Consider the following 22,196-nt stretch of genomic DNA (forward strand, 5'->3'; position numbering starts at 1 on the left):
AATTAACTAAATCAATCAAAAATGAAAAAACAAGTTATCTTACTATTTTTTGCAAGTTTTTCAACTTTTGCACAAACAAATCCAACAATCACAAGTTGGATGAGAAATTTTACAGGAATTACGGGTCGCCATTATGTTTCTGGAAATTCAACACCTATAGTTGATGCCGTTGCTGCAAACGTACAAACGGTTCAATATAACACAACAGATGTTTATGTTTCTGCAACAGGAATTCCAGCTTACATAACGGGACCTTTTTTAGATGGAAATCCAACAATAGCGACCGCACAAAATAAAATTTTTAAATTTCCATTAACACCAACGCAAAACACAGGAACACCTACCGCTACAACTGGTGGTAATATTGGTGTGTTTATAAATGGTGTGGCTTTATTTGATTATAGGGATGGTGTTTCGTACAAATTATCAACAGGTGCAAATGCCGGAGGTCCATTGGGTGGCATGGGTGATGGTGTTTGGAATAGAGATGCTGTTTTAGCAGAACGCGGAGGATTTGATTGCGCAAAAGCCCATCCTGCAAATGGAAATTATCACCATCATCAAAATCCTAGTGCTTTTAATTTAGATTTAACTGTACTATCCTCAGTTTGCAATACTTATCCTGCTGATGGGCTATATGTTATAAACCCATCTCAACATACACCGTTATTAGGGTTTGCTTATGATGGTTTTCCAATTTATGGTGCATATGGTTATGCCAATACGAATGGAACTGGAGGCATAACTCGAATGAAATCTAGTTTTAGTTTACGAAATATTACTACTAGAACATATTTATATACAGGTGTAGATGTCACTGATGGACCCGCTGTAAGTACTACTTTTCCATTAGGACTTTATCGTGAAGATTATCAATTTATTGCAAATTCAGGCCAAGATTATTTGGATATACACAATGGTCGTTTTTGTATAACTCCAGAATATCCAAATGGAATTTATTGCTATTTCACTACAGTTGATGCCAATCATAATTCTGCTTATCCCTACGTGGTTGGGCCTACATTTTACGGAAATAAAGTAGTTACAACAGTACCTTCAGTACCTGGAGGAACAACTACACTAACTTCAAATACATTTGAAAATTTTGATTTTAAAATAACTATAGCGCCAAATCCTGCGTCAGAATTCATTGCCATTCAAACTCAAATGACGGAAAATGATTTAAAAGTGGAATTAATTAACGAATTAGGTCAAATTGTAAAAGTAAATAAAATTTTACAAGGTAGCACATTAGCAATAATTGATACGGATTCGGTATATAATGGCATTTATTTTATTAGAATTTCAAATGGAAATCAGAGTAAAAGTTTTAAAGTTATTATTGCTAAATAATTAAAAAAAACAAATTAAATTAGATTTTCAATTAAACCTTTTTTAATTTTAAAAGTCTAAAAAATATAAACCCAAACAAAAAGCCTATGAAGCCCTTCAAAATCCTACCCCTTTTAGCAATTGCTTTTTCAGTTATGTCTTGTAGCGACAATAATGAAGAAAGTTACACTGCTATTACCGAAACTTATCCTGCTGTTCAAGCAGAATTTGGAAATTCAGTTGATTTAAATAATTTAGCCAATTATGCAAACCAAACCGTTCCAACCTACATTACTAAAGACAATAGTACCTTAAACCCTATCTCAAATAAAGGCGCTACTTTAGGAAGAGTTTTGTTTTACGATAAAAAATTATCCTCAAATAATACTATTTCTTGTTCAAGTTGTCACAAACAAGCAGTAGCTTTTGGAGATGATAACGTAGCAAGTACCGGAGTTAACGGAACCACTGGACGTCATTCTATGCGATTAATAAATACACGTTTTGCCACAGAATCTAAATTCTTTTGGGATGAACGTGCTGCATCTTTAGAAATTCAAACTACTATGCCGATTAAAGACCACGGAGAAATGGGATTTAGTGGTACTAATGGCGATTTAAATTTTAACGCTTTAATTACAAAATTAAGTACTATAAATTATTACAAAGAGTTGTTTAAATTTGCATATGGCTCAGAAGAAATTACAGAAACTAAAATTCAATTTGCTTTAGCGCAATTTATTAGAAGTATTCAATCGTTCGATTCAAAATACGATATTGGAAGAGCAGCTGCACCAAACGATGGAGCCAATTTTGCGAATTTCACTACACTAGAAAATCAAGGAAAAAACTTGTTTTTAACACCTCCAACATTTAATGCGTCAGGTGTCAGAACTGCTGGTGGTTTAGGATGTGCGGGTTGCCATGCCGCACCAGAATTTGACATTGATCCGAACTCAAGAAACAATGGTATAATTGGTAGCTTAACTGGAACGGGTATTGACATTACAAATACCAGAGCGCCTTCATTAAGAGATTTAGTAAAAGTAGATGGTACAACAAACGGACAAATGATGCACACAGGAGTAATAACTACACTTCAACAGGCTATTGGTCATTATGGTACGATAAATATTGCACCTGGAAATACTAACTTAGATCCAAGATTAAGACCCAATGGTGTTGGACAACAATTAAATTTAACAAATACAGAAGTAAATGCAGTTATTGCCTTTTTAAGAACCTTATCTGGTACAGATGTGTATACCAATACCAAATGGTCTAACCCATTTAATTAAAACAAAAAAAATCCCGCTTCGTAATTATCGAAGCGGGATTTTTTTTAATGCTAATTATTATTTAGAAAGCTACATTCCATTTCGGAAGTGTACCATTGTCTTTTAGAAAACTTTGTAAAACAGTAGCTTCAACAAATGTTGGAATGCTTTTTGTTTTTCCTGTAAAAGTTTCATACCAAACTACTTCTAAAGCTGTAATTTCTTCTTTTTTCATTTGTGCAGGCCAAGAATATTTTCTCCCAGTTTTAGCAAATTGATGTCCGTTTACAATTTTATCATATAAACCGCCGCTTTTTACTTTCAACGTACCGTCATTCTGAACCGTACCTGTTGAACCTACCATAATTAATTGTTTTTCTTCATTACTGGCATCAAATACCAAGAAAACACCGCTTGCACCATCTGGAGCATTACATACTTCTTCTAAATTTAAATCGGTTGTAAATAAAAAACTATTTGTTGATTTGTATTTCTTTAATTCTTTTTCCATTTTTATTTTATTTGTCACGAAAGCTTTATTGTGCTTCGTGTAGTATTAAACAAAAACTCCATCTTGATAAAATCTTGATGGAGTTTTAAAATATTTTAAGATTAAAACTTTAATTCTAATTAAAGTAATTATCCCATAATTTCTTTTACTTTTTTTCCAATTTCTGCTGGAGAATCTACAACGTGAATTCCACATTCTCTCATAATGCGTTTTTTAGCTTCAGCCGTATCATCTGCACCACCAACAATTGCACCTGCATGCCCCATTGTTCTTCCTTTTGGAGCAGTTTCACCAGCGATAAAACCAACAACTGGTTTACGATTTCCATCAGCTTTTACCCATTTAGCAGCATCAGCTTCTAATTGACCTCCGATTTCACCAATCATAATGATACATTCCGTTTCAGGGTCGTTCATTAATAATTCAACAGCTTGTTTAGTAGTCGTTCCAATAATTGGATCTCCACCAATACCAATTGCAGTTGTAATTCCTAAACCTTGTTTTACAACTTGGTCTGCTGCTTCATACGTTAATGTTCCTGATTTAGAAACAATACCAACGGTTCCTTTTTTGAATACGAAACCTGGCATAATACCAACTTTAGCTTCACCTGGAGTAATCACTCCTGGACAGTTAGGACCAACTAAACGACAGTCTTTACCTTGAATAAAATCGTATGCTTTAATCATATCTGCTACTGGAATTCCTTCTGTAATACAAATAATAACTTTAATTCCTGCATCAGCAGCTTCCATAATCGCATCTGCAGCAAATGCTGGCGGAACAAAAATAATTGAAGTATCTGCTCCGGTAGTTTTAACAGCATCTTTAACCGTATTAAAAACAGGTCTATCTAAATGTGACGTACCACCTTTACCTGGCGTTACACCACCTACTACATTTGTACCGTATTCAATCATTTGAGACGCGTGAAACGTTCCTTCACTCCCTGTAAATCCTTGAACTATAATTTTTGAATTTTTATTTACTAAAACACTCATGATGTTATTTGATTTTTTTAAAGTTGAGCAAAAGTAGTTTTTTTGCTAGTAATAAATTAATTTTTTGAGACTTTTTTTATACTAATTTGCTAATTTGGTATCCATTTGACTTTTAAAGTAATGGATAAAATACAATAAACTACATCCCTTTTAGTTTCTCTACTATTTCAGGGATACGCTTAATGTTAGCCAATTGTTTTAATTTTTCTCGTGATTCCTCAATTGGTGTTCCAAAATAAGATTTACCACCTTCAACAGACTTTGTAACTCCAGTTTGCCCCATAATTACAGCTTTCGCGCCAATAGTTATACCGCTGGTGGTACCTACTTGTCCCCAAAGTGTTACCTCATCTTCAATTATTACACAACCTGCAATTCCTGTTTGGGAAGCAATTAAACATTTTTTACCAATAATGGTGTCATGTCCTACATGAACCTGATTGTCAATTTTAGTACCTTCTCCAATAGTAGTATCTCCTGTTACGCCTTTATCAATAGTACAAAGTGCACCAATTCCTACATTGTTTTCTATAACAACTCGTCCTCCAGAAAGCAATTGATCAAAACCTTCTGCACGTTTTTTATAATAAAAAGCATCGGCACCTAATATAGTTCCTGCATGAATAATTACGTTATCTCCAATTACTGTGTTATCGTAAATGGAAACATTGGAATGAATCAAACAATTTTTACCAATTTGAACCTGATGTCCAATAAAACAATTGGGTTGTATTATTGTGCCATCACCTATTGATGCTGAATCAGAAATAGAAACATTTGAAAATTGAAAAGGTCTAAAATATTTTGTCAATACATTAAAATCTCTAAAAGGATCATCCGAAATTAATAATGCTTTTCCTTCTGGGCATGCTACTTCTTTATTAATAAGTACAATTGTAGCTGCAGATTTCAACGCTTTATCATAATATTTTGGATGGTCTACAAAAACAATATCTCCAGGTGTTACCACATGAATTTCATTCATACCATAAACTGGAAAATCATCAGATCCAACATAGTTAGACTTGATGATTTCAGAAATTTGTTTTAAAGTATATGTTTTGTTAAATTTCATCTATTTCAATTACTCTTTTACACGTTCCATATAAGAACTAGAAGTTGTATCAATTTTAATTTTATCGCCTTCATTAATAAATAAAGGAACATTAATGGTAGCACCCGTTTCTACAGTCGCTGGTTTGGTAGCATTTGTAGCGGTATTTCCTTTTAAACCTGGTTCGGTATAAGTTACTTCTAAAACAATTGATGCAGGCATATCTACTGATAAAGGCAGGTCTGTTTCTGTATTAATTTGAACCATTACATTTGTACCTTCTTTTAATAAATCTGGTGCATCTAAAATGTTCTTATTTAAAGTAATTTGCTCAAAAGATTCGATATTCATAAAGTGAAAATCATTTCCTTCTGGATATAAAAACTGATACGTTTGTGTCTCAACACGGACTACATCTATTTTATGTCCTGCAGAAAACGTATTGTCTAATACTTTTCCGTTAGTTAAAGATCTTAATTTAGTTCTAACAAAAGCAGGACCTTTACCTGGTTTTACGTGTAAGAATTCGATAATTTTATAAATATCGTGGTTAAATTTAATACATAAACCATTTCTAATATCTGAAGTACTTGCCATTTTGTTTGTTTTTTTATTATGTTTTTATTTTTTTAAACGCTTCCTGTATAGCCTTTCATGATTCCACGAGAAGAATTTCTAATGAAATCTAAAATTTCATCTCTTTCTGGAGTTGCTTCCATTTCGGCTTCAATAATACTCATTGCTTGAGAGGTATTGTAATTTTTCTGATATAAAATTCGGTATATATCTTGAATTTCTCTAATTTTATCTGTAGTAAACCCTCTTCTTCTTAATCCTACAGAATTAATTCCAACATAAGATAAAGGTTCTTTTGCTGCTTTTGAAAAAGGAGGCACATCTTTTCTTACCAAACTTCCGCCAGAAACCATCGCGTGGTCGCCAATGGAGATAAATTGATGTACTGCAGCCAAACCACCAATTACAGCATATTGTCCAACTGTAACATGGCCTGCTAATGCCACACCATTTACAATAATAGCATTGTCGCCAATCATGCAATCGTGCGCAATATGAGCCGTTGCCATAATTAAACAATTTTTACCAATTACTGTTTTTCCTGATGCAACGGTACCTCTGTTTATGGTTACACATTCTCTAATTGTAGTATTATCACCTATTACTGCTAAAGAATCTTCACCACCAAACTTTAAATCCTGTGGTACGGCAGAAATAACTGCTCCTGGAAAAATATTACAATTTTTACCAATTCTTGCGCCTTCCATAATGGTTACGTTAGAGCCTATCCAAGTTCCTTCTCCAATTTCCACATTATTATGAATGGTAGTAAACGGATCGATAACTACATTTCTAGCTATTTTTGCTCCTGGATGAACATATGCTAATGGTTGATTCATATATTTATTTTATTTTATGTCCGATTGTTTAAAGGTATTTGTAACACATCTAAACAATGGGTTCTTTATTTAATCGTTTTTTACTTTTACAATTTGTGCCATTAATTCGGCTTCCGAAACCAATTTACCGTTGGCATACGCATACGCTTGCATGTGGCAAATTCCTCTTCTAATAGGTGTTATTAATTCACATTTAAAAATTAAGGTGTCACCTGGTAATACTTTTTGTTTGAATTTCACATTATCTATTTTCATAAAAAACGTAAGATAATTTTCTGGATCTGGCACCGTACTTAAAATTAAAATACCTCCCGTTTGTGCCATAGCTTCTACTTGCAACACTCCTGGCATAACTGGTGCACCAGGAAAATGACCTGTAAAGAAAGGTTCATTCATAGTTACATTCTTTAAACCTACTACATGTGTTTTGGATAATTCTAAAATTTTATCTACCAATAAAAACGGTGGTCTGTGAGGTAGTAAATCCATAATTCCATGGATATCTAGTACCGGATCTTTATGCAAATCGTAAACTGGAATTTGATTTTTCTCTTCCATTTTAATAATTTTTGAAACTTTTTTGGCAAATTGAGTGTTTACAAAATGTCCTGGTTTATTGGCAATTACCTTTCCTTGAATTCTTCTTCCAATTAATGACAAATCGCCAACTACATCTAATAGTTTATGACGAGCTGCTTCATTTGGATGATGTAAGGTTAAGTTATCTAAAATTCCGTTTTCTTTAACTGAAATATGATCTTTGTTGAAGGCCTTCTTTAAATTACCCATAGTTTCGTCAGAAATTTCTTTATCTACGTAAACTATGGCATTATTTAAATCGCCACCTTTAATTAATCCGTTATTTAATAACGCTTCTAATTCATGTAAGAAACTAAATGTTCTACATTCTGCTATTTCCGATTTAAAATCAGAAATATTTTTCATGTTTGCATTTTGTGTTCCTAATACTTTTGTACCAAAATCAACCATTGCAGTTACACAATAACCATCGCTTGGTATTATTGTAATTTCGCTACCTGTAGCTTCATCTAAATATGAGATAACATCTTTAACAACATAAACTTTACGCTCTGCTTCTTGCTCAAAAGTACCGGCTTTTTCTAGTGCTTCTACAAAATATTTTGAAGAACCATCCATAATTGGTAATTCTGATGAATTTAATTCAATTATCACATTGTCTAAATCGCAACCTACTAAAGCTGCCAGTACATGTTCAGGAGTTTGAATCATTACACCTAATTTCTCTAAATTAGTACCACGTTGTGTGTTAACTACATAATTTGCATCTGCTTCAATTATTGGACTTCCTTCTAAATCCACACGTACAAATGTGAAACCATTATTTATGGGTGCGGGTTTGAAAGTAATTATTACTTCCTGACCTGTATGAAGTCCGACACCTTTTAAAGAAATTTCGTTTTTAAGAGTTGTTTGTTTTAACATGATTTTATTTATTATTCTTTTTTAATTCTTCAATTTCATTTACAATTTTTGGTAGGTTTCTAAAATGTACAAAAGACTTCGCAAAATCGCCATAATTAAATGCCGGACTTCCTTGTACTACTTCTCCATCGTTTAAACTTTTTCCTATACCTGATTGCGCTTGAATTTTTACTTTATCACCTATCGTAATATGACCAGCAATACCTACTTGTCCGCCAATCATACAATTTTTACCAATTTTAGTAGAACCTGCAATGCCGGTTTGAGCAGCAATTACGGTATTTTCACCAATTTCTACATTATGTGCCACTTGAATTTGGTTGTCTAGCTTCGCCCCTTTTCGGATATACGTTGTACCTAATGTGGCTCTATCTACAGTTGAACAAGAACCAATTTCAACATCATCTTCAATTACAACATTTCCAATTTGTGGAATTTTTGTAAACGAACCATCTTCTTGTGGTGCAAATCCAAATCCATCTGAACCAATAATAGTTCCGGAGTGAATGGTCACATAGTTGCCTATTTCTGTTTCGGAATAAATTCGTACTCCGGCAAAAAACACACAATTATCGCCAATCGTAACATTGTCGCCAATAAAACTATTTGGATATATTTTTACATTATTTCCAATACGTACATTTTTACCTATGTAGCAAAAACTGCCTAAATATAAATCGTCACCATAAATTACGCCTTCAGAAATTACTGAAGGTTGCTCTATACCCGATTTCATTAGTTTAATTTGATTATAATATTCTAATAGTTTTGAAAAAGAACTATACGCATCATCAACTTTAATTAATGTGGCTTTTACTTCATTTTCAAGCTCATACGATTTATTTACAATAACTATTGTGGCGTTTGTGTTATATAAATAATTGGAATACTTAGTATTAGCCAAAAAAGTTAGTGAACCTTCTGTTCCTTCCTCTATTTTAGCTAATTTAAATACTTCAGCTTCTGGATTACCCAAAACTTCTCCATCCAATATGCCTGCTATTTGTGCTGCTGTAAATTTCATCTTTGCAAAAATATAAAAATTAACCTTAATCTACCGCTTTCGGATAACAAATAAAATATTTGACGATGGTTTTAGACAATGCTTTTAAATGCATTTGATCTGAAGCTTCTACCACATTTTCAATTGTTTTATCCTTTTTTAATATCCTAATTGGCTCAGAAGATTTGCTATAAGCTTCATTTTTTATTTTCCCTTTGAATACAAAATAGTCAACATCTTTATCGGAAAGATTATATAGTTTTATGTATTTTTCTTTAAGTTCTAATAACTTGATTTTGTTCACTTTAACTTCTGTTAATTCAATCTTTAATAGATTTCTATTAATGACCATTTTACTTAAAGAACTCAGCACAAAATCATCGTGAAATTGCCATTGTTTAATCGCACCTAACACATCGTAATCATCTAAATTAGAAAACGTGTCCAAGATAGTTTTATCTATTTGTTGTAATTCAATTTTATGATTTAAAAAGAATAATAAAAACGGACTTCCAAAAAGTACTTCACCTCTTGATGTAAGCTCTTTTGCTCGTTTTAATATCTTTGTCAATGTTAACTCAGCTACTACGCTGGTTTTATGTAAATACGCTTGCCAATACATCAATCGACGCGCCATAAGAAACTTTTCGATAGAATAAATTCCTTTTTCTTCCATTACCAAAACATCGTCTTGTACGTTTAACATTTGAATTAATCGTTCGCTATTTACGTTTCCTTCATTGACACCTGTATAAAAACTATCGCGTTTCAAGTAATCCATTCGGTCCATATCTAACTGACTAGAAATCAACTCCAACATAAATTTTCTATGGTATTCGCCTTTAAAAACCTGAATGGCTAACGCTAATTTTCCATCAAATTCAGTATTTAATTGCTGCATAAACAATAACGACAGCTCTTCGTGATGCACTTCTTCCAATACGCTATTTTCCAAAGCATGACTAAAAGGTCCGTGTCCTATATCGTGTAATAAAATAGCACCATATAATGCATTTTCTTCCTCATCGGAAATAGTTACACCTTTAAATTTAAGAGTTTGAACCGCTTTTTGCATAATATGCATACAGCCTAAAGCGTGATGAAAACGGGTATGATGTGCCCCTGGATATACCAAATAAGACAATCCCATTTGAGAAATACGTCGTAATCGCTGAAAATAAGGATGCTGAATTAAATCGTAAATTAGCGTATTGGGAATGGCTATAAAACCATAAATAGGATCGTTTAGTAGTTTTAATTTGTTGATTTGGCTCACAGAATAAGTTTTTGTGTAACAAATGTAAGAAAAAATTGAATATGTTTTTTAAGTTTCAGTTTAAGATGTTGCGTCGTATTATCTTAATATGATGGGAAGTTTATTTTAAAAGGAAGGTTTCTACTAACTTTTGATTCATCAAATTTTAAAATCGAACTAAAAATTTTCGAAAATTTACACAATTTTTAAGAAAATTTACGTTTAACATATAGTAACTTGCACTTTTAAATCAAACATACGATGAACAACATAAAAATACTTTGGGTAGACGATGAAATTGACTTATTAAAACCGCATATTTTATTTTTAGAAAAGAAAAACTATACCGTTACTACTTGTAACAACGGCCAAGACGCGATTGACTTACACAAAGAAACCGCTTTTGATGTGGTGTTTTTAGATGAAAATATGCCAGGACTTTCGGGTTTAGAAACGCTTTCGGAAATGAAAGAGTTTAAATCTTCCACACCTGTAATTATGATTACAAAAAGTGAAGAAGAATATATTATGGAAGAAGCCATTGGTAGTAAAATTGCCGATTACTTAATAAAACCCGTAAATCCGAATCAAATTTTATTAAGTTTAAAGAAAAACTTAGACCATTCGCGTTTGATATCTGAGAAAACTACGTTAGATTATCAGAAAGAGTTTAGAAAAATTGCGATGGAAATGGCAATGGTAAATTCGTTTGATGAATGGGCGGAATTCTACAGAAAATTAGTGTATTGGGAAATAGAATTGGAAACCATTGAAGACCATAATTTAATTCAAATATTAGAAAGCCAAAAAGCGGAAGCTAATTTGCAATTTGGAAAATTTATTGAACGCAATTACGAAGATTGGTTCGACGAAAAAGCAGATAAACCGATTTTATCTCATAAATTATTTGGTGAATTAGTAGCGCCTGAAATTCGTAAGAAAGACAAACCGATTCTTTTTGTAGTTATTGATAATTTGCGTTTGGACCAATGGAAAATTTTCGAAAACATTGTATTCAATCATTACAAGACTGAAAAGGAAGTGAACTACTACTCTATTTTACCAACCGCTACTCAATATGCCCGAAATGCTATTTTCGCAGGATTGTTGCCGTTAGAAATGGAAAAAAAATACCCACAATATTGGAAAAACGACACCGAAGAAGGTGGGAAAAATATGCACGAAGCTGATTTTTTAAACGAACAACTAAAACATTTGGGTTTAAACATCAAGAGTGAATACTATAAAATTACCAATTTACGTGATGGTAAGAAGTTGGTAGATAATTTTAAATCGTGCAAAAACAACGATTTGACTACTATTGTGTACAATTTTGTAGATATGTTATCGCACGCTAAAACCGAAATGGATGTGGTAAAAGAATTAGCATCTAACGACAAAGCGTATCGTTCTTTAACGCTAAGTTGGTTTAAAAATTCGCCTTTGTTGGAAATGATTCAGCAGGCACAACAAATGGGTTTTAAACTTATTATTACTACCGACCACGGTACGATTAATTGCAAAAATCCATCGAAAGTTATTGGTGATAAAAACACCAGTTTAAACTTACGTTACAAAACCGGTAGAAGCTTAACTTACGAAAACAAAGATGTATATGCGGTAAAAGATCCTAAAAAAATTGGTTTACCAAGCATAAATATGACCAGTTCTTATATTTTTGCAAAAAGCGATTTCTTTTTGGCATATGTAAACAATTTTAATCATTATGTTAGCTATTACAGAAATACGTATCAGCACGGAGGTGTTTCATTAGAAGAAATGATTATTCCTTGTATAGTTTTAAATCCTAAATAGAAAATAAATGGTGACTTCGAGTGCCTCAGTCTCCATTGACAGCCTCAGTCAACATTAATTAAAAGAAAAAATGACTACAACATTCACATTAGAAGAAATAAATAAAGTAGCTAAAGAGATACTTGCAACACCGAGTTTAAAAAAAGTAATTACTTTTCACGCTACTATGGGAGTGGGCAAAACCACTTTAATTAAGGAAATAGTAAAAGAATTAGGCGTTACAGGAAATTCAAGTAGTCCTACTTTTTCATTGGTTAACGAGTATGAATCTAAAACTGGTGAAACCATTTATCATTTCGATTTATATAGATTAAATACTGAAATGGAAGCATACGACATGGGAATTGACGAGTATTTTTATTCGGGAAATTGGTGTTTTATTGAATGGCCTGAAAAAGTACCACATTTATTGCCTTTAGACCACGCCTCAATTGTAATTAGAACGTTACCTAATGGGAAAAGAGAATTGTTATTAAAAAATGATTAAAATAGGGTTGTCACTGTAAAAGTTTTAAAATAATTTATTATATTTGATTTTAATAATGCGAAACAAAACTTTCGCCAATCTTTCCAATACGGCATGTAAGTCGTCAAAAGTTTCGCATATAAACGAATTGGCAGAAATTTTAGAAAAACGCAGAAAATAATGACCAAAATAACTTTTTTTATATTAATTTTTTTTTCTTTTTACTCTTGTAATAACAAAGAAGAAACAATTGAATATTCTAAATTTATTAAGCAGATTACTCCAAGCGAAAAATTTGCAATTTATGAATATACAAGAAATGGAGATATGTCATTTAGTTCTGGAATAAGCGTAACTGAATTATTTCCAATCGAAAAAAAATTTGAAGAAGGGAAAGGAATAAAAATAGAAGGTGCAATTAAACAATGGATTTCTGAAGACACACTGCTAGTTTATGATTTTCGTTCAAAATTAAAACAACCGAAAGATACATTACCTATAAAAACTTTATACAAAAATATTGGAGATTTTGTTGTCAAAACAATTAACTATAAATCAAACTCAGGAGGCACAAATAGATATAAATTCGATTCTGTTTGGACAAATAATAAAAATATTTACATTCGATTTGTTTATAACGAAAAAAATAAAAATATTAGAAGTTTTCCACTTGGTTCAGTAAGTATCAAAACAGATAAAGATTCAATTAAGTCAATCGAAATATTTGGAGAATTATCAAAAAATATGAGGTTCACTTACCAAAATCCCGATGGAACAATTTCAAAAAATCTACCAGGAATTAGTACAACTCATTACGAATACACTCCAATTAAAAAAATATCTGCATCAAAATTAAATAAGACAAAAATATTCTACGGAAAATAAAAAACTTCTACCAACAGCTGTTTCAAGAAATGGCGAGGCTCGGGATTTATCAGAAATTGGAAAGGTTTTAATTTAAATTTTTGTCTATATTTGTAATGGCTTGGTCTTGGTTCATCACCACTTCGCCAAGCCACAAAACCGTCAATTAAAACATATCTAATACGATATACTAAACCTCTCATTATGAATTTTTTAGCATCTCAAACCATTGGTTTTCTGTATTATTTAGCCGCTCACTTGTAACTTTATAGAAAATTACTTAATTTGGCTACAAAATAAAACAAGTATGTCCATTTATTCTCCGTTTTCAGCCAAACAATTGCTTCCGCAAGAAGAAAAATTAGAAATTGGCAAACACAAAAGTGAATTATTTATCGGTATTCCGAAAGAAACGTCTTACCAAGAACGTCGTATTTGTTTAACACCCGATGCGGTGAGCTCATTGGTAAGTCACGGACACCGTGTGATGATTGAAAGCGGTGCAGGAAAAAACGCCAGTTTTACAGATAAAGAATATTCAGACGCAGGCGCTGAAGTCACACAAGATACTAAAAAAGTATTTTCTTGTCCGATACTTTTAAAAGTAGAACCGCCTACTTTAGAAGAAATAGAAATGATGAACTTAGAAGCCATTCTGATTTCAGCCATTCAATTAAAAACACAGAAAAAAGACTATTTTGAAGCGCTTACCAAAAAGAAAATCACCTCATTAGCCTTCGAGTTTATTAAAGATAGCGACGGTTCGTATCCAGCAGTAAAATCGTTAAGTGAAATTGCAGGAACAGCGTCAGTATTAATTGCAGCCGAATTAATGATTAATAATAATGATGGTAAAGGGTTGTTATTTGGAAACATAACAGGCGTACCTCCCACAGAAGTTGTTATTTTAGGCGCAGGAACGGTTGCTGAATATGCTGTAAGAACCGCATTAAGTTTAGGCGCCAACGTAAAAGTATTTGATAATTCTATTACAAAATTACGACGATTACAAAATACATTAAATCAAAGAATATTTACTTCTACCATTCACGATAAAGCCTTATTAAAAGCGTTACGAAGATGTGATGTGGCTATTGGCGCCTTAAAAGGGGAAAACAGAACACCCATTGTAGTTACAGAGACAATGGTTGAACATATGAAAAAAGGAGCCGTAATTGTTGATGTAAGTATTGATACCGGTGGTTGTTTTGAAACCTCAGAAGTTACTACGCACGAACACCCAACCTTTATAAAAAACAACGTTATTCATTATTGCGTGCCGAATATTCCTTCACGTTATTCTAAAACAGCAAGTATTTCTATTAGTAATATTATCACACCAACGCTAATTAATATTGCTGAAGATGGTGGTATTGAAACGGCTATTCGTTGCAACAAAGGATTGAAAAACGGAATTTATTTTTACCACGGAATTTTAACCAATAAATCTATTGCGGATTGGTTTAATTTAGAGCATAGAGACATCAATTTAATTGTTTTTTAATTCAATTACCAATTACAAAATGACATCTAAAAACATTTCCAATGCTTTACTTCGCACGCTGTTTATTCTTGCAGGCATTGTGTTTTTGGGCTATATTATTGGAGTAATTTCGTCAGTACTAATTTATGTTATTGTAGGGATTTTATTAAGTTTTGTGGCACAACCCATTTCTAATTTTTTACAAAAAAAGTTACGCCTTTCTCCTATTTTAGCCATAATTGTTTCTTTAACTCTTTTTATTGGTTTAGCATTTGGTATCTTGTTATTGTTTGTGCCTTTAATAGTTAGTCAGAGTAAAAATTTAGCGTTACTTGATATGGTGGCGTTAGAAAAAAATTCTGTATTATTCATCAATCAAGTCGATGTTTGGCTGCAAACCTATGACATTCAATATAAAAAATTAATAGACATTCAGAAGATTACACAATCGTTCAATTTTAATTTTATTACCGATATATTGAATTCGATAATTGGTTCTATAGGGAATTTTGGAATGGCTATTTTTTCAATATTTTTCATTTGTTTCTTCTTATTGAAAGATCAAAAACTCATTACAACAAATTTACGAGCCATTTTACCTGCCACTAGCAGATGGCGAATTTTGGCTTCGCTTTTGCGTATAAAAAATATGTTATCCAAATATACCATTGGCTTATTGATACAGCTTTTACTGGTATTTGTAATGTACTTAATTGTATTATTATTTTTTGGAGTAGAAAATGCGTTTATTATTGCTTTTTTAGGTGCTATTTTAAACATTATTCCTTACATAGGTCCTATAATAGCCTTAGTAATGACCGCTTTTTTAACTATGTTAGGGCATATTCACGAAGATTTTCAATTGGTAGTTTTACCAAACACTTTATATGTTATCATTGGCTATTTTATTGTGCAACTTATTGATAATAATGTAAGCCAACCCATTATTTTTTCTAAAAGTACCAATTCACATCCTTTAGAAATTTTTTTAGTAATTTTAATTTCAGGTGCGCTGTTGGGTATATTAGGTATGATTATTGCCATTCCGGTTTACACGGCTTTAAAAGTGGTACTTAAAGAGTTTTATCCTAAAAATACTTTTATTCAAATAGTAACCAAAGGTTTATAATGCAGCTTTCTCTTCTCGCTACTGATATTCAAGAATTTATTAATTCGTCTTTACAAGCTAATATTTCAAAATTAGCGCTATCCAAAAACCCTTTTCCTGAAGTAGATTGGAAAGAAATTATCAATCAAATTGTATCTAAAAACAAATCGCAACACAAAGTTCCAACTTGGTTTAACACGGATAACATTTACTATCCGCCCAGCATTTCCATAGAGCAAACCTCTTCTGAGACAACTGCTAAATACAAATCGGAATTAATTTCTGGCTCCTCATTAATTGACTTAACCGGTGGTTTTGGCGTAGATGATTATTATTTTTCGAAACAATTTAAACACGTAATTCATTGCGAAAAAAACGTGGCACTTTCAGAAATGGTGCAACATAATTATGGTGTATTGAAAGTAAATAACATTACTTGTTTGGCACAAAATAGTACAGAAGTACTAGAACAATCTGAAAATTCTTTCGATTGGATTTATATTGATCCAAGCAGACGAAGTGACGTGAAAGGAAAAGTGTTTTTATTAAAAGATTGCTTGCCAAATGTTCCTGAAAATTTGAGTTTGTATTTTTCTAAAAGTAATTCAATTTTAATAAAAACTGCACCAATATTAGATATTACGGCTGGATGTATGGAATTGGAAAACATAAAAGCCATTCATATCGTAGCCATTGAAAACGAAGTAAAAGAAATACTTTGGCTTTTAGAAAATGGATATGATGATGCAATTGAACTATATGCCGTAAACATTCAAAAGGAAAAAACAGATTGTAATACTTTTATTTTAGGTAACCATACGCCAGCTCGCTTTAGTTTACCTCAAGAATTTTTGTATGAACCAAATGCACCTTTACTTAAATCTGGAGGTGTAGATTATTTGTGCGATGTACTGCATATATCGAAAATACATCCGCATTCACATTTATTTACCCATTCGGAATTAGTAGATTTTCCGGGAAGAAGATTTATAATTAATGAAGTGATTCCGTTTAACAAAGAGCATCTAAAAAAACATCTTGAAGGTAAAAAAATGAATATTACAACCCGTAATTTCCCTTTAACAGTTGAAGAAATTAGAAAAAAATATAAAATTGCAGACGGTGGCGGTGTTTATGCTTTTTTTACCACCAACATAAATAACGAAAAAATTGTATTAATTTGCACAAAAATTTAGATATGAAAACTTTAAAAATAACTGTTTTACTTTTTTTAACCCAATTTACGTTTTCACAAGATAAACCTTGCGAATATGAAATTGATGTCGCTACAGATACCAGTAGCACTCGGGTTTTAAAAGATAGAATCATTGATGAAAGTGTATTTGGAACCACCACTTCTTTTTTGACTTTTAAGCTTTTTAATGTGGATGGTTTTATAGGTTTGAATTTTCAGTATTTACAAAAGAGTAAAGACTTCTTAACTCCTATTTGCATCGACAAAAGCACGAAAATATTTTTAGAATTGGCGAATGGAAAACAAGTTAAGCTTATTAATTCTTCAGATGTTGAAACGTGTAACGAATTGCAATACGACGCTGTAGAAAAAAATAATCTACGAATTTTGTCTGGTTTTTTCTATTTCACACCTGAAAATTTTGAAGATTTAAAAACATCAAAAGTGTATTTAATTAAAATTGCTGCAGCAACTGGCGATGTAAATTTTGTAATTAAACCAGAACTAAACTCTGAAATTTATAAAGACACTTCTAATCCTGATACTTATTTTATAAATAACTTAAAGTGCTTGGGTATCTAATTAAAATTAAGCTTCTTGTTGTTGTTTTAATGTATATTTTAAAAATAAAAATCCAATTACTCCTGCAATTAAAGAAGAAAGCACAATTATTAGTTTGGTATTATTTATAATTACTAGGTTATCAAAAGCTAAAAGTGTAATAAAAATAGACATGGTAAAGCCAATTCCGCCTAAAAACCCAACTCCTAAAACGGATTTCCAATTCATATCACTTGGAAGTTGACACCAACCAATTTTTACAACCAGAAAAGTAAGAATAAAAATACCTAATGGTTTTCCTACAACTAGGCCCAAGGCTACGCCCAAACTATAGTTTTCGGTAATAACTTCTGCTAAATTACCATTCATTACGATAGCTGTATTTGCCAAAGCAAAAATAGGTAAGATTATAAATGCGACGGGTTTATGTAAAATATGCTGCAAAATGTAGGATGTAGATTTAGTTCCACCATTTCCAAACGGAATAGCAAAAGCTAATAAAACACCAGTAATAGTTGCGTGTACACCAGAATGCAACATAAAATACCACATAAAAACCCCACCAATTAAATAAGGAAGTAGATTTTTAACTTTAAAATATTTACCCAAGACATAAAGCAACACAAATATGCCTAAAGCGATGGCTAAATTGCTCCACAAAATGGTTTTCGTATAAAAAATGGCGATAATTAAAATGGCACCTAAATCGTCAATGACAGCTAATGCAGTTAAAAATATTTTTAGTGACAAAGGCACACGATTTCCTAACAACGATAAAATACCAATAGCAAAAGCAATATCCGTAGCCATTGGAATACCAGCACCTGATTGTGTAGCTGTACCAAAATTAAATGCTAAATATATTCCAGCAGGAATTGCCATTCCACCAATTGCAGCAAATATAGGTAACAAGGCATCTTTAATGTTAGACAATTCGCCTTGATAAATTTCTCTTTCCAACTCTAATCCAATTAATAAAAAGAAAATGGTCATTAAGCCATCGTTAATCCAATATTCTATGGATTTCCCTGAAAACTCGGTTAACCAAAAATGATGGTAACTTTCGCCAAAAGCAGAATTAGCAAGTACCAACGAGATTATTGTGCAAACCAATAATATCAAACCACCCACTTTTTCGCTTTCAAAAAAATTTTTAAATAATTGTGTTAGTTTCATTCTTGCTATTTATACTGCAAAAATACTCAATTTTACTCGTATAGAATAGTAGATAATTGAAATCATATTATTAAAAAACAAAAAGCCCAAGTAACTTTCGATACTCGGGCTTTTAAAACAAATTAACTTTTGCTAATATTTATTAACTATTAGCGACATGAAATTCTATTAATCCGTCTATTGGACGTCTTAATACATTCCCTATTTTGATTCCGTATTCATTTAAAACGACTTCTAATTCCTCTTTTAAATAAAAAGCAATAGAGCCTACAAAATGAACAGGAACTTCTTTACAATTTTCATACTGCATAATGTAATTTTCAACAAATGCAACTAATTCTTCTCTAATATATTTCTGACAGAATTCAGTATTTTTATGCTTAATTAAAAACTTAGCATAGGTTGCCAAATATGCATTAGGATTTGGTTTTTTATATAAATTTTCTTTAACTGCATCGGGCTCTACATCAAATTCTTTTTCAAATTTAACTGCCAAATCTGCAGGCATTTTATTAAAATAATAGCCTCGCAATAAATGACGACCAAAACGGTTTCCACTACAATCATCCATAGCAATATAACCTAATGATTGTACTTTTTGATGTAAAACGTGCCCATCAAAATAACTACAATTTGAACCTGTGCCTAAAATACAAACAATCGCTTGCTCATTTTTTGGTGTAGTAGCAAAAACAGCAGCATAGGTATCTTCGAAAACAGCTACAGCAGCGTTTTTAAAATATTCTTGAAAAACCCCTGTTAAAAAGTTTTTCATTCTATCCGTTCCACATCCTGCACCATAAAAGAATAAATGAGCGGCTTTATCTTTGTTGTGTGAAATATCAAATTTATCGTCTAAACGAGAAATTATTTCTTCTTTAGTTAACACTTCCGGATTTAATCCTAAAGATTGTGTAGTAAATAATACTTTTCCGTTTGTGTCTATGGCAATCCAATCAGCTTTAGTGGAACCACTATCTACAAGTAATTTCATGATTTTTAGAATATTGAGTATATAAAATAGAGAATAGATTTTGATTTCTATTCTCTATACTCGAGTATTTATTTTATTTTTATTTTATAGCATTGATATGTACTGCTAAATCGATTAATTTAGAAGAATATCCGTATTCGTTATCGTACCAAGAAACCAATTTAAAGAAAGTTGAATTTAAACCAATTCCAGCATTAGCATCTACGATTGAAGTACGTGTATCTGATACGAAATCTTGAGAAACAACTAAATCTTCTGTATATCCTAAAATACCTTTCATTGACGTTTCAGAAGCATGTTTCAATACACTCATAATTTCTGCATACGTAGTTTCCTTAGCTAATTTTACTGTTAAATCTACTACAGAAACATCAACAGTTGGCACACGCATAGACATTCCTGTTAATTTTCCATTTAAATCTGGAATTACCTGTCCTACTGCTTTTGCAGCTCCTGTTGAAGATGGAATTATATTCACCGAAGCGGCACGACCACCTCGCCAATCTTTTTTGGAAGGACCGTCTGCTACCATTTGAGTTGAAGTAGAAGCATGAACTGTTGTCATTAACCCTTCTACAATTCCGAAATTATCGTGAATTACTTTTGCTAAAGGAGCCAAACAGTTGGTAGTACATGATGCATTAGAAACAACAGTATCTGCAGCAGTTGCTTTTTCATGGTTTACTCCCATTACAAACATTGGTGCGTCTGCTGAAGGTGCTGAAATAATTACTTTTTTTGCACCACCTACAATATGTGCGTTTGCTGTTTCTTTAGTTGTAAAAAAACCAGTACATTCTGCCACCACATCGGCGTTTACTCCAGCTTCATCCCATTTAATTTGAGCTGGATCTCTTTCTGCAGTTACACGAATGTATTTATCATTAACGTATAATTTTCCATCTTTAACTTCTACTTTTCCAGAAAAACGACCATGTACAGAATCGTATTTTAATAAATACGCCAAATGATCTACGTCTAATAAATCGTTAATGGCTACAACTTCAACATTGTCTCTGTTGTATGTTTCTCTGAAAACAATTCTACCAATTCTACCAAATCCGTTAATTCCTATTTTTACTGTTGACATATTCTTTTAAATATTTGATTCCGTAGGAACCAGTTGTTAGTTAATGATTATAAATGTTTTATTCCTATGGAATATATTTTTCTATTTTACTTATGATGAAACAATGTCCGAAACTTTAACAAGTTCTAAATCTATTTCACTTTGTCCTTTAATGGCTTGTTCTAAAGGTGTTAGACAAATTTTGTCGTATTGTATTCCAACCATATAATTAGATTTACCTTCCAATAAACTTTCCACAGCTTTTACTCCTAATCTAGAAGCTAAAACCCTATCAAAACAAGAAGGTGATCCTCCTCGTTGCATATGTCCAAGCACCGAAACACGTACGTCATATTCTGGCATATTTTCTTCCACAAAATCTTTAAGTTCAAAAACGTTTTTACCAATTTTATCACCTTCAGAAACTACTACTATACTTGACGTTTTTCCTGATTCTTTACTTTTTTTCAAAGAATCTACCAATCGGTCTAAACCAAAAGCTTCTTCTGGAATTAATATTTCCTCTGCTCCTGCTCCAATTCCAGCATTTAACGCAATATGTCCGGCATCTCTACCCATTACTTCAACAAAAAACAAACGGTTGTGTGAATTGGCTGTATCACGAATTTTATCAATACAATCCACAACTGTATTCAATGCGGTATCATATCCTAAAGTATGACTGGTTCCAAAAATATCATTGTCAATTGTACCTGGAATTCCAATTACAGAAAAACCAAATTCTTCATTAAACTTTTCAGCACCTGTAAACGTTCCATCGCCACCAATTACAACTAGTGAATCTACGCCATTGGCTTTTAAATTATTGTATGCCTTTTTTCTTCCTTCAATAGTCATAAAATCTTTTGAACGCGCTGTTTTTAAAATAGTGCCACCTTTATTGATGATGTTTTTTACATCTCGGGGTCCCATAGGTTTAAAGTCGCCTTCAATCATACCTTGGTAGCCACGGTAAATTCCAACACACTCAATATTATAATAAGCACAAGCACGAACAACGGCTCTAATAGCTGCATTCATTCCTGGCGAATCTCCGCCTGAAGTTAATACTCCAATTTTTTTAATCGCTGTTGACATATTTAATACTGTATTATTTGTAAAATTAAAAAAGGAAATTACATATTTTACTAAA

At 32.1% G+C, this 22,196-nt stretch carries 22 protein-coding genes; 9 read left to right on the forward strand and 13 right to left on the reverse strand.

Features of this window, described 5'->3' with window-relative positions; genetic code table 11:
• Nucleotides 1-21: 21 nt before the first annotated feature.
• Both ABWP78_RS02420 and ABWP78_RS02425 read left to right on the forward strand, forming a co-directional pair.
• The gene (locus tag ABWP78_RS02420) at nt 22-1,353 is read left to right on the forward strand and encodes a YHYH protein (protein ID WP_353168632.1); all 1,332 of its coding nucleotides are present in this window, start codon (nt 22-24) and stop codon (nt 1,351-1,353) included.
• Nucleotides 1,354-1,439: 86 nt separating this feature from the next.
• Nucleotides 1,440-2,630, forward strand: coding sequence for a cytochrome-c peroxidase (locus ABWP78_RS02425; protein WP_353168635.1), 1,191 nt, complete (start codon nt 1,440-1,442; stop codon nt 2,628-2,630).
• Nucleotides 2,631-2,691: 61 nt separating this feature from the next.
• Here the strand turns inward: ABWP78_RS02425 and ABWP78_RS02430 are convergent, their stop codons facing one another.
• From ABWP78_RS02430 to ABWP78_RS02465, 8 genes are all read right to left on the reverse strand, one after another.
• Nucleotides 2,692-3,120: a hypothetical protein gene (locus ABWP78_RS02430; protein WP_353076495.1), complete on the reverse strand. Its 429-nt coding sequence runs from the start codon at nt 3,118-3,120 to the stop codon at nt 2,692-2,694.
• A 128-nt stretch (nt 3,121-3,248) separates the two neighbouring features.
• On the reverse strand, nt 3,249-4,121 hold the full coding sequence (gene sucD, locus ABWP78_RS02435; protein WP_353168638.1) for a succinate--CoA ligase subunit alpha: 873 nt from the start codon (nt 4,119-4,121) through the stop codon (nt 3,249-3,251).
• A 139-nt stretch (nt 4,122-4,260) separates the two neighbouring features.
• Nucleotides 4,261-5,196, reverse strand: a complete 936-nt coding sequence (locus ABWP78_RS02440) for a UDP-3-O-(3-hydroxymyristoyl)glucosamine N-acyltransferase (protein ID WP_353168640.1) — start codon at nt 5,194-5,196, stop codon at nt 4,261-4,263.
• Between the two features lie 9 nt (nt 5,197-5,205).
• A complete protein-coding gene (gene efp, locus ABWP78_RS02445) occupies nt 5,206-5,772 on the reverse strand; it encodes an elongation factor P (RefSeq protein WP_353168642.1) in 567 nt (188 codons plus the stop codon).
• A 32-nt stretch (nt 5,773-5,804) separates the two neighbouring features.
• The gene (lpxA, locus tag ABWP78_RS02450) at nt 5,805-6,590 is read right to left on the reverse strand and encodes an acyl-ACP--UDP-N-acetylglucosamine O-acyltransferase (RefSeq protein WP_353168644.1); all 786 of its coding nucleotides are present in this window, start codon (nt 6,588-6,590) and stop codon (nt 5,805-5,807) included.
• 69 nt (nt 6,591-6,659) lie between these two features.
• The gene (locus tag ABWP78_RS02455; RefSeq protein ID WP_353168646.1) at nt 6,660-8,054 is read right to left on the reverse strand and encodes a bifunctional UDP-3-O-[3-hydroxymyristoyl] N-acetylglucosamine deacetylase/3-hydroxyacyl-ACP dehydratase; all 1,395 of its coding nucleotides are present in this window, start codon (nt 8,052-8,054) and stop codon (nt 6,660-6,662) included.
• A 4-nt stretch (nt 8,055-8,058) separates the two neighbouring features.
• Nucleotides 8,059-9,078 (reverse strand): UDP-3-O-(3-hydroxymyristoyl)glucosamine N-acyltransferase, encoded by a 1,020-nt coding sequence (lpxD, locus tag ABWP78_RS02460; protein ID WP_353168648.1) that lies wholly within the window; start codon nt 9,076-9,078, stop codon nt 8,059-8,061.
• Between the two features lie 25 nt (nt 9,079-9,103).
• The gene (locus tag ABWP78_RS02465) at nt 9,104-10,333 is read right to left on the reverse strand and encodes an HD domain-containing protein (RefSeq protein WP_353168652.1); all 1,230 of its coding nucleotides are present in this window, start codon (nt 10,331-10,333) and stop codon (nt 9,104-9,106) included.
• 240 nt (nt 10,334-10,573) lie between these two features.
• Between ABWP78_RS02465 and porX the strand changes: the two genes are divergently transcribed.
• The 3 genes from porX to ABWP78_RS02480 all read left to right on the forward strand — a co-directional run bounded on the left by porX (nt 10,574) and on the right by ABWP78_RS02480 (nt 13,478).
• The gene (gene porX / locus ABWP78_RS02470; RefSeq protein ID WP_353168654.1) at nt 10,574-12,127 is read left to right on the forward strand and encodes a T9SS response regulator signal transducer PorX; all 1,554 of its coding nucleotides are present in this window, start codon (nt 10,574-10,576) and stop codon (nt 12,125-12,127) included.
• A 70-nt stretch (nt 12,128-12,197) separates the two neighbouring features.
• Nucleotides 12,198-12,614, forward strand: coding sequence for a tRNA (adenosine(37)-N6)-threonylcarbamoyltransferase complex ATPase subunit type 1 TsaE (tsaE, locus tag ABWP78_RS02475; protein WP_353168656.1), 417 nt, complete (start codon nt 12,198-12,200; stop codon nt 12,612-12,614).
• Nucleotides 12,615-12,773: 159 nt separating this feature from the next.
• Nucleotides 12,774-13,478 carry a hypothetical protein gene (locus tag ABWP78_RS02480; protein ID WP_353168659.1) on the forward strand — a complete coding sequence of 235 codons (705 nt, stop codon included), beginning with the start codon at nt 12,774-12,776 and terminating at the stop codon, nt 13,476-13,478.
• Here the strand turns inward: ABWP78_RS02480 and ABWP78_RS02485 are convergent.
• On the reverse strand, nt 13,466-13,660 hold the full coding sequence (locus tag ABWP78_RS02485; protein WP_353168661.1) for a hypothetical protein: 195 nt from the start codon (nt 13,658-13,660) through the stop codon (nt 13,466-13,468). The two genes, ABWP78_RS02480 and ABWP78_RS02485, sit on opposite strands and share 13 nt — an antisense overlap.
• 104 nt (nt 13,661-13,764) lie before the next feature.
• Here ABWP78_RS02485 and ABWP78_RS02490 point away from each other — a divergent pair, with 104 nt between their 5' ends.
• The 4 genes from ABWP78_RS02490 to ABWP78_RS02505 are packed head-to-tail and all read left to right on the forward strand — an operon-like array spanning nt 13,765 to nt 17,825.
• Nucleotides 13,765-14,961 carry an alanine dehydrogenase gene (locus ABWP78_RS02490; protein ID WP_353168663.1) on the forward strand — a complete coding sequence of 399 codons (1,197 nt, stop codon included), beginning with the start codon at nt 13,765-13,767 and terminating at the stop codon, nt 14,959-14,961.
• Nucleotides 14,962-14,980: 19 nt separating this feature from the next.
• Nucleotides 14,981-16,069 (forward strand): AI-2E family transporter, encoded by a 1,089-nt coding sequence (locus tag ABWP78_RS02495; protein ID WP_353168666.1) that lies wholly within the window; start codon nt 14,981-14,983, stop codon nt 16,067-16,069.
• Entirely contained in the window at nt 16,069-17,244 is a 1,176-nt protein-coding gene (locus tag ABWP78_RS02500) for a THUMP-like domain-containing protein (protein ID WP_353168668.1), read from the forward strand. Before ABWP78_RS02495 ends, ABWP78_RS02500 begins: the two co-directional genes overlap by 1 nt.
• Nucleotides 17,245-17,246: 2 nt before the next feature.
• Entirely contained in the window at nt 17,247-17,825 is a 579-nt protein-coding gene (locus tag ABWP78_RS02505; protein ID WP_353168671.1) for a hypothetical protein, read from the forward strand.
• A 6-nt stretch (nt 17,826-17,831) separates the two neighbouring features.
• Here ABWP78_RS02505 and nhaA read toward each other — a convergent pair whose 3' ends face one another.
• The 4 genes from nhaA to pfkA all read right to left on the reverse strand — a co-directional run bounded on the left by nhaA (nt 17,832) and on the right by pfkA (nt 22,141).
• On the reverse strand, nt 17,832-18,980 hold the full coding sequence (nhaA, locus tag ABWP78_RS02510) for a Na+/H+ antiporter NhaA (protein WP_353168674.1): 1,149 nt from the start codon (nt 18,978-18,980) through the stop codon (nt 17,832-17,834).
• A 142-nt stretch (nt 18,981-19,122) separates the two neighbouring features.
• Nucleotides 19,123-19,974: an N-acetylglucosamine kinase gene (locus ABWP78_RS02515; protein ID WP_353168676.1), complete on the reverse strand. Its 852-nt coding sequence runs from the start codon at nt 19,972-19,974 to the stop codon at nt 19,123-19,125.
• A 79-nt stretch (nt 19,975-20,053) separates the two neighbouring features.
• Complete coding sequence (gene gap / locus ABWP78_RS02520; protein ID WP_353168679.1) at nt 20,054-21,064, reverse strand: type I glyceraldehyde-3-phosphate dehydrogenase; 1,011 nt, start codon at nt 21,062-21,064, stop codon at nt 20,054-20,056.
• Nucleotides 21,065-21,154: 90 nt separating this feature from the next.
• Nucleotides 21,155-22,141, reverse strand: coding sequence for a 6-phosphofructokinase (gene pfkA, locus ABWP78_RS02525; RefSeq protein ID WP_353168681.1), 987 nt, complete (start codon nt 22,139-22,141; stop codon nt 21,155-21,157).
• Between the last annotated feature and the right edge of the window lie 55 nt (nt 22,142-22,196).

The sequence above is a fragment of the Flavobacterium sp. genome (genome assembly GCF_040402955.1).
In the GTDB taxonomy this organism is placed as follows: Bacteria; Bacteroidota; Bacteroidia; order Flavobacteriales; family Flavobacteriaceae; genus Flavobacterium.

What these genes read in the sequence shown, in the direction of transcription:
- ABWP78_RS02420 (WP_353168632.1), top strand. Translation starts at nt 22, where the DNA reads ATGAAAAAACAAGTTATCTTACTATTTTTTGCAAGTTTTTCAACTTTT.
- ABWP78_RS02425 (WP_353168635.1), top strand. Translation starts at nt 1,440, where the DNA reads ATGAAGCCCTTCAAAATCCTACCCCTTTTAGCAATTGCTTTTTCAGTT.
- ABWP78_RS02430 (WP_353076495.1), bottom strand. Translation starts at nt 3,120, where the DNA reads ATGGAAAAAGAATTAAAGAAATACAAATCAACAAATAGTTTTTTATTT.
- sucD (WP_353168638.1), bottom strand. Translation starts at nt 4,121, where the DNA reads ATGAGTGTTTTAGTAAATAAAAATTCAAAAATTATAGTTCAAGGATTT.
- ABWP78_RS02440 (WP_353168640.1), bottom strand. Translation starts at nt 5,196, where the DNA reads ATGAAATTTAACAAAACATATACTTTAAAACAAATTTCTGAAATCATC.
- efp (WP_353168642.1), bottom strand. Translation starts at nt 5,772, where the DNA reads ATGGCAAGTACTTCAGATATTAGAAATGGTTTATGTATTAAATTTAAC.
- lpxA (WP_353168644.1), bottom strand. Translation starts at nt 6,590, where the DNA reads ATGAATCAACCATTAGCATATGTTCATCCAGGAGCAAAAATAGCTAGA.
- ABWP78_RS02455 (WP_353168646.1), bottom strand. Translation starts at nt 8,054, where the DNA reads ATGTTAAAACAAACAACTCTTAAAAACGAAATTTCTTTAAAAGGTGTC.
- lpxD (WP_353168648.1), bottom strand. Translation starts at nt 9,078, where the DNA reads ATGAAATTTACAGCAGCACAAATAGCAGGCATATTGGATGGAGAAGTT.
- porX (WP_353168654.1), top strand. Translation starts at nt 10,574, where the DNA reads ATGAACAACATAAAAATACTTTGGGTAGACGATGAAATTGACTTATTA.
- tsaE (WP_353168656.1), top strand. Translation starts at nt 12,198, where the DNA reads ATGACTACAACATTCACATTAGAAGAAATAAATAAAGTAGCTAAAGAG.
- ABWP78_RS02480 (WP_353168659.1), top strand. Translation starts at nt 12,774, where the DNA reads ATGACCAAAATAACTTTTTTTATATTAATTTTTTTTTCTTTTTACTCT.
- ABWP78_RS02485 (WP_353168661.1), bottom strand. Translation starts at nt 13,660, where the DNA reads ATGAGAGGTTTAGTATATCGTATTAGATATGTTTTAATTGACGGTTTT.
- ABWP78_RS02490 (WP_353168663.1), top strand. Translation starts at nt 13,765, where the DNA reads ATGTCCATTTATTCTCCGTTTTCAGCCAAACAATTGCTTCCGCAAGAA.
- ABWP78_RS02495 (WP_353168666.1), top strand. Translation starts at nt 14,981, where the DNA reads ATGACATCTAAAAACATTTCCAATGCTTTACTTCGCACGCTGTTTATT.
- ABWP78_RS02500 (WP_353168668.1), top strand. Translation starts at nt 16,069, where the DNA reads ATGCAGCTTTCTCTTCTCGCTACTGATATTCAAGAATTTATTAATTCG.
- ABWP78_RS02505 (WP_353168671.1), top strand. Translation starts at nt 17,247, where the DNA reads ATGAAAACTTTAAAAATAACTGTTTTACTTTTTTTAACCCAATTTACG.
- nhaA (WP_353168674.1), bottom strand. Translation starts at nt 18,980, where the DNA reads ATGAAACTAACACAATTATTTAAAAATTTTTTTGAAAGCGAAAAAGTG.
- ABWP78_RS02515 (WP_353168676.1), bottom strand. Translation starts at nt 19,974, where the DNA reads ATGAAATTACTTGTAGATAGTGGTTCCACTAAAGCTGATTGGATTGCC.
- gap (WP_353168679.1), bottom strand. Translation starts at nt 21,064, where the DNA reads ATGTCAACAGTAAAAATAGGAATTAACGGATTTGGTAGAATTGGTAGA.
- pfkA (WP_353168681.1), bottom strand. Translation starts at nt 22,141, where the DNA reads ATGTCAACAGCGATTAAAAAAATTGGAGTATTAACTTCAGGCGGAGAT.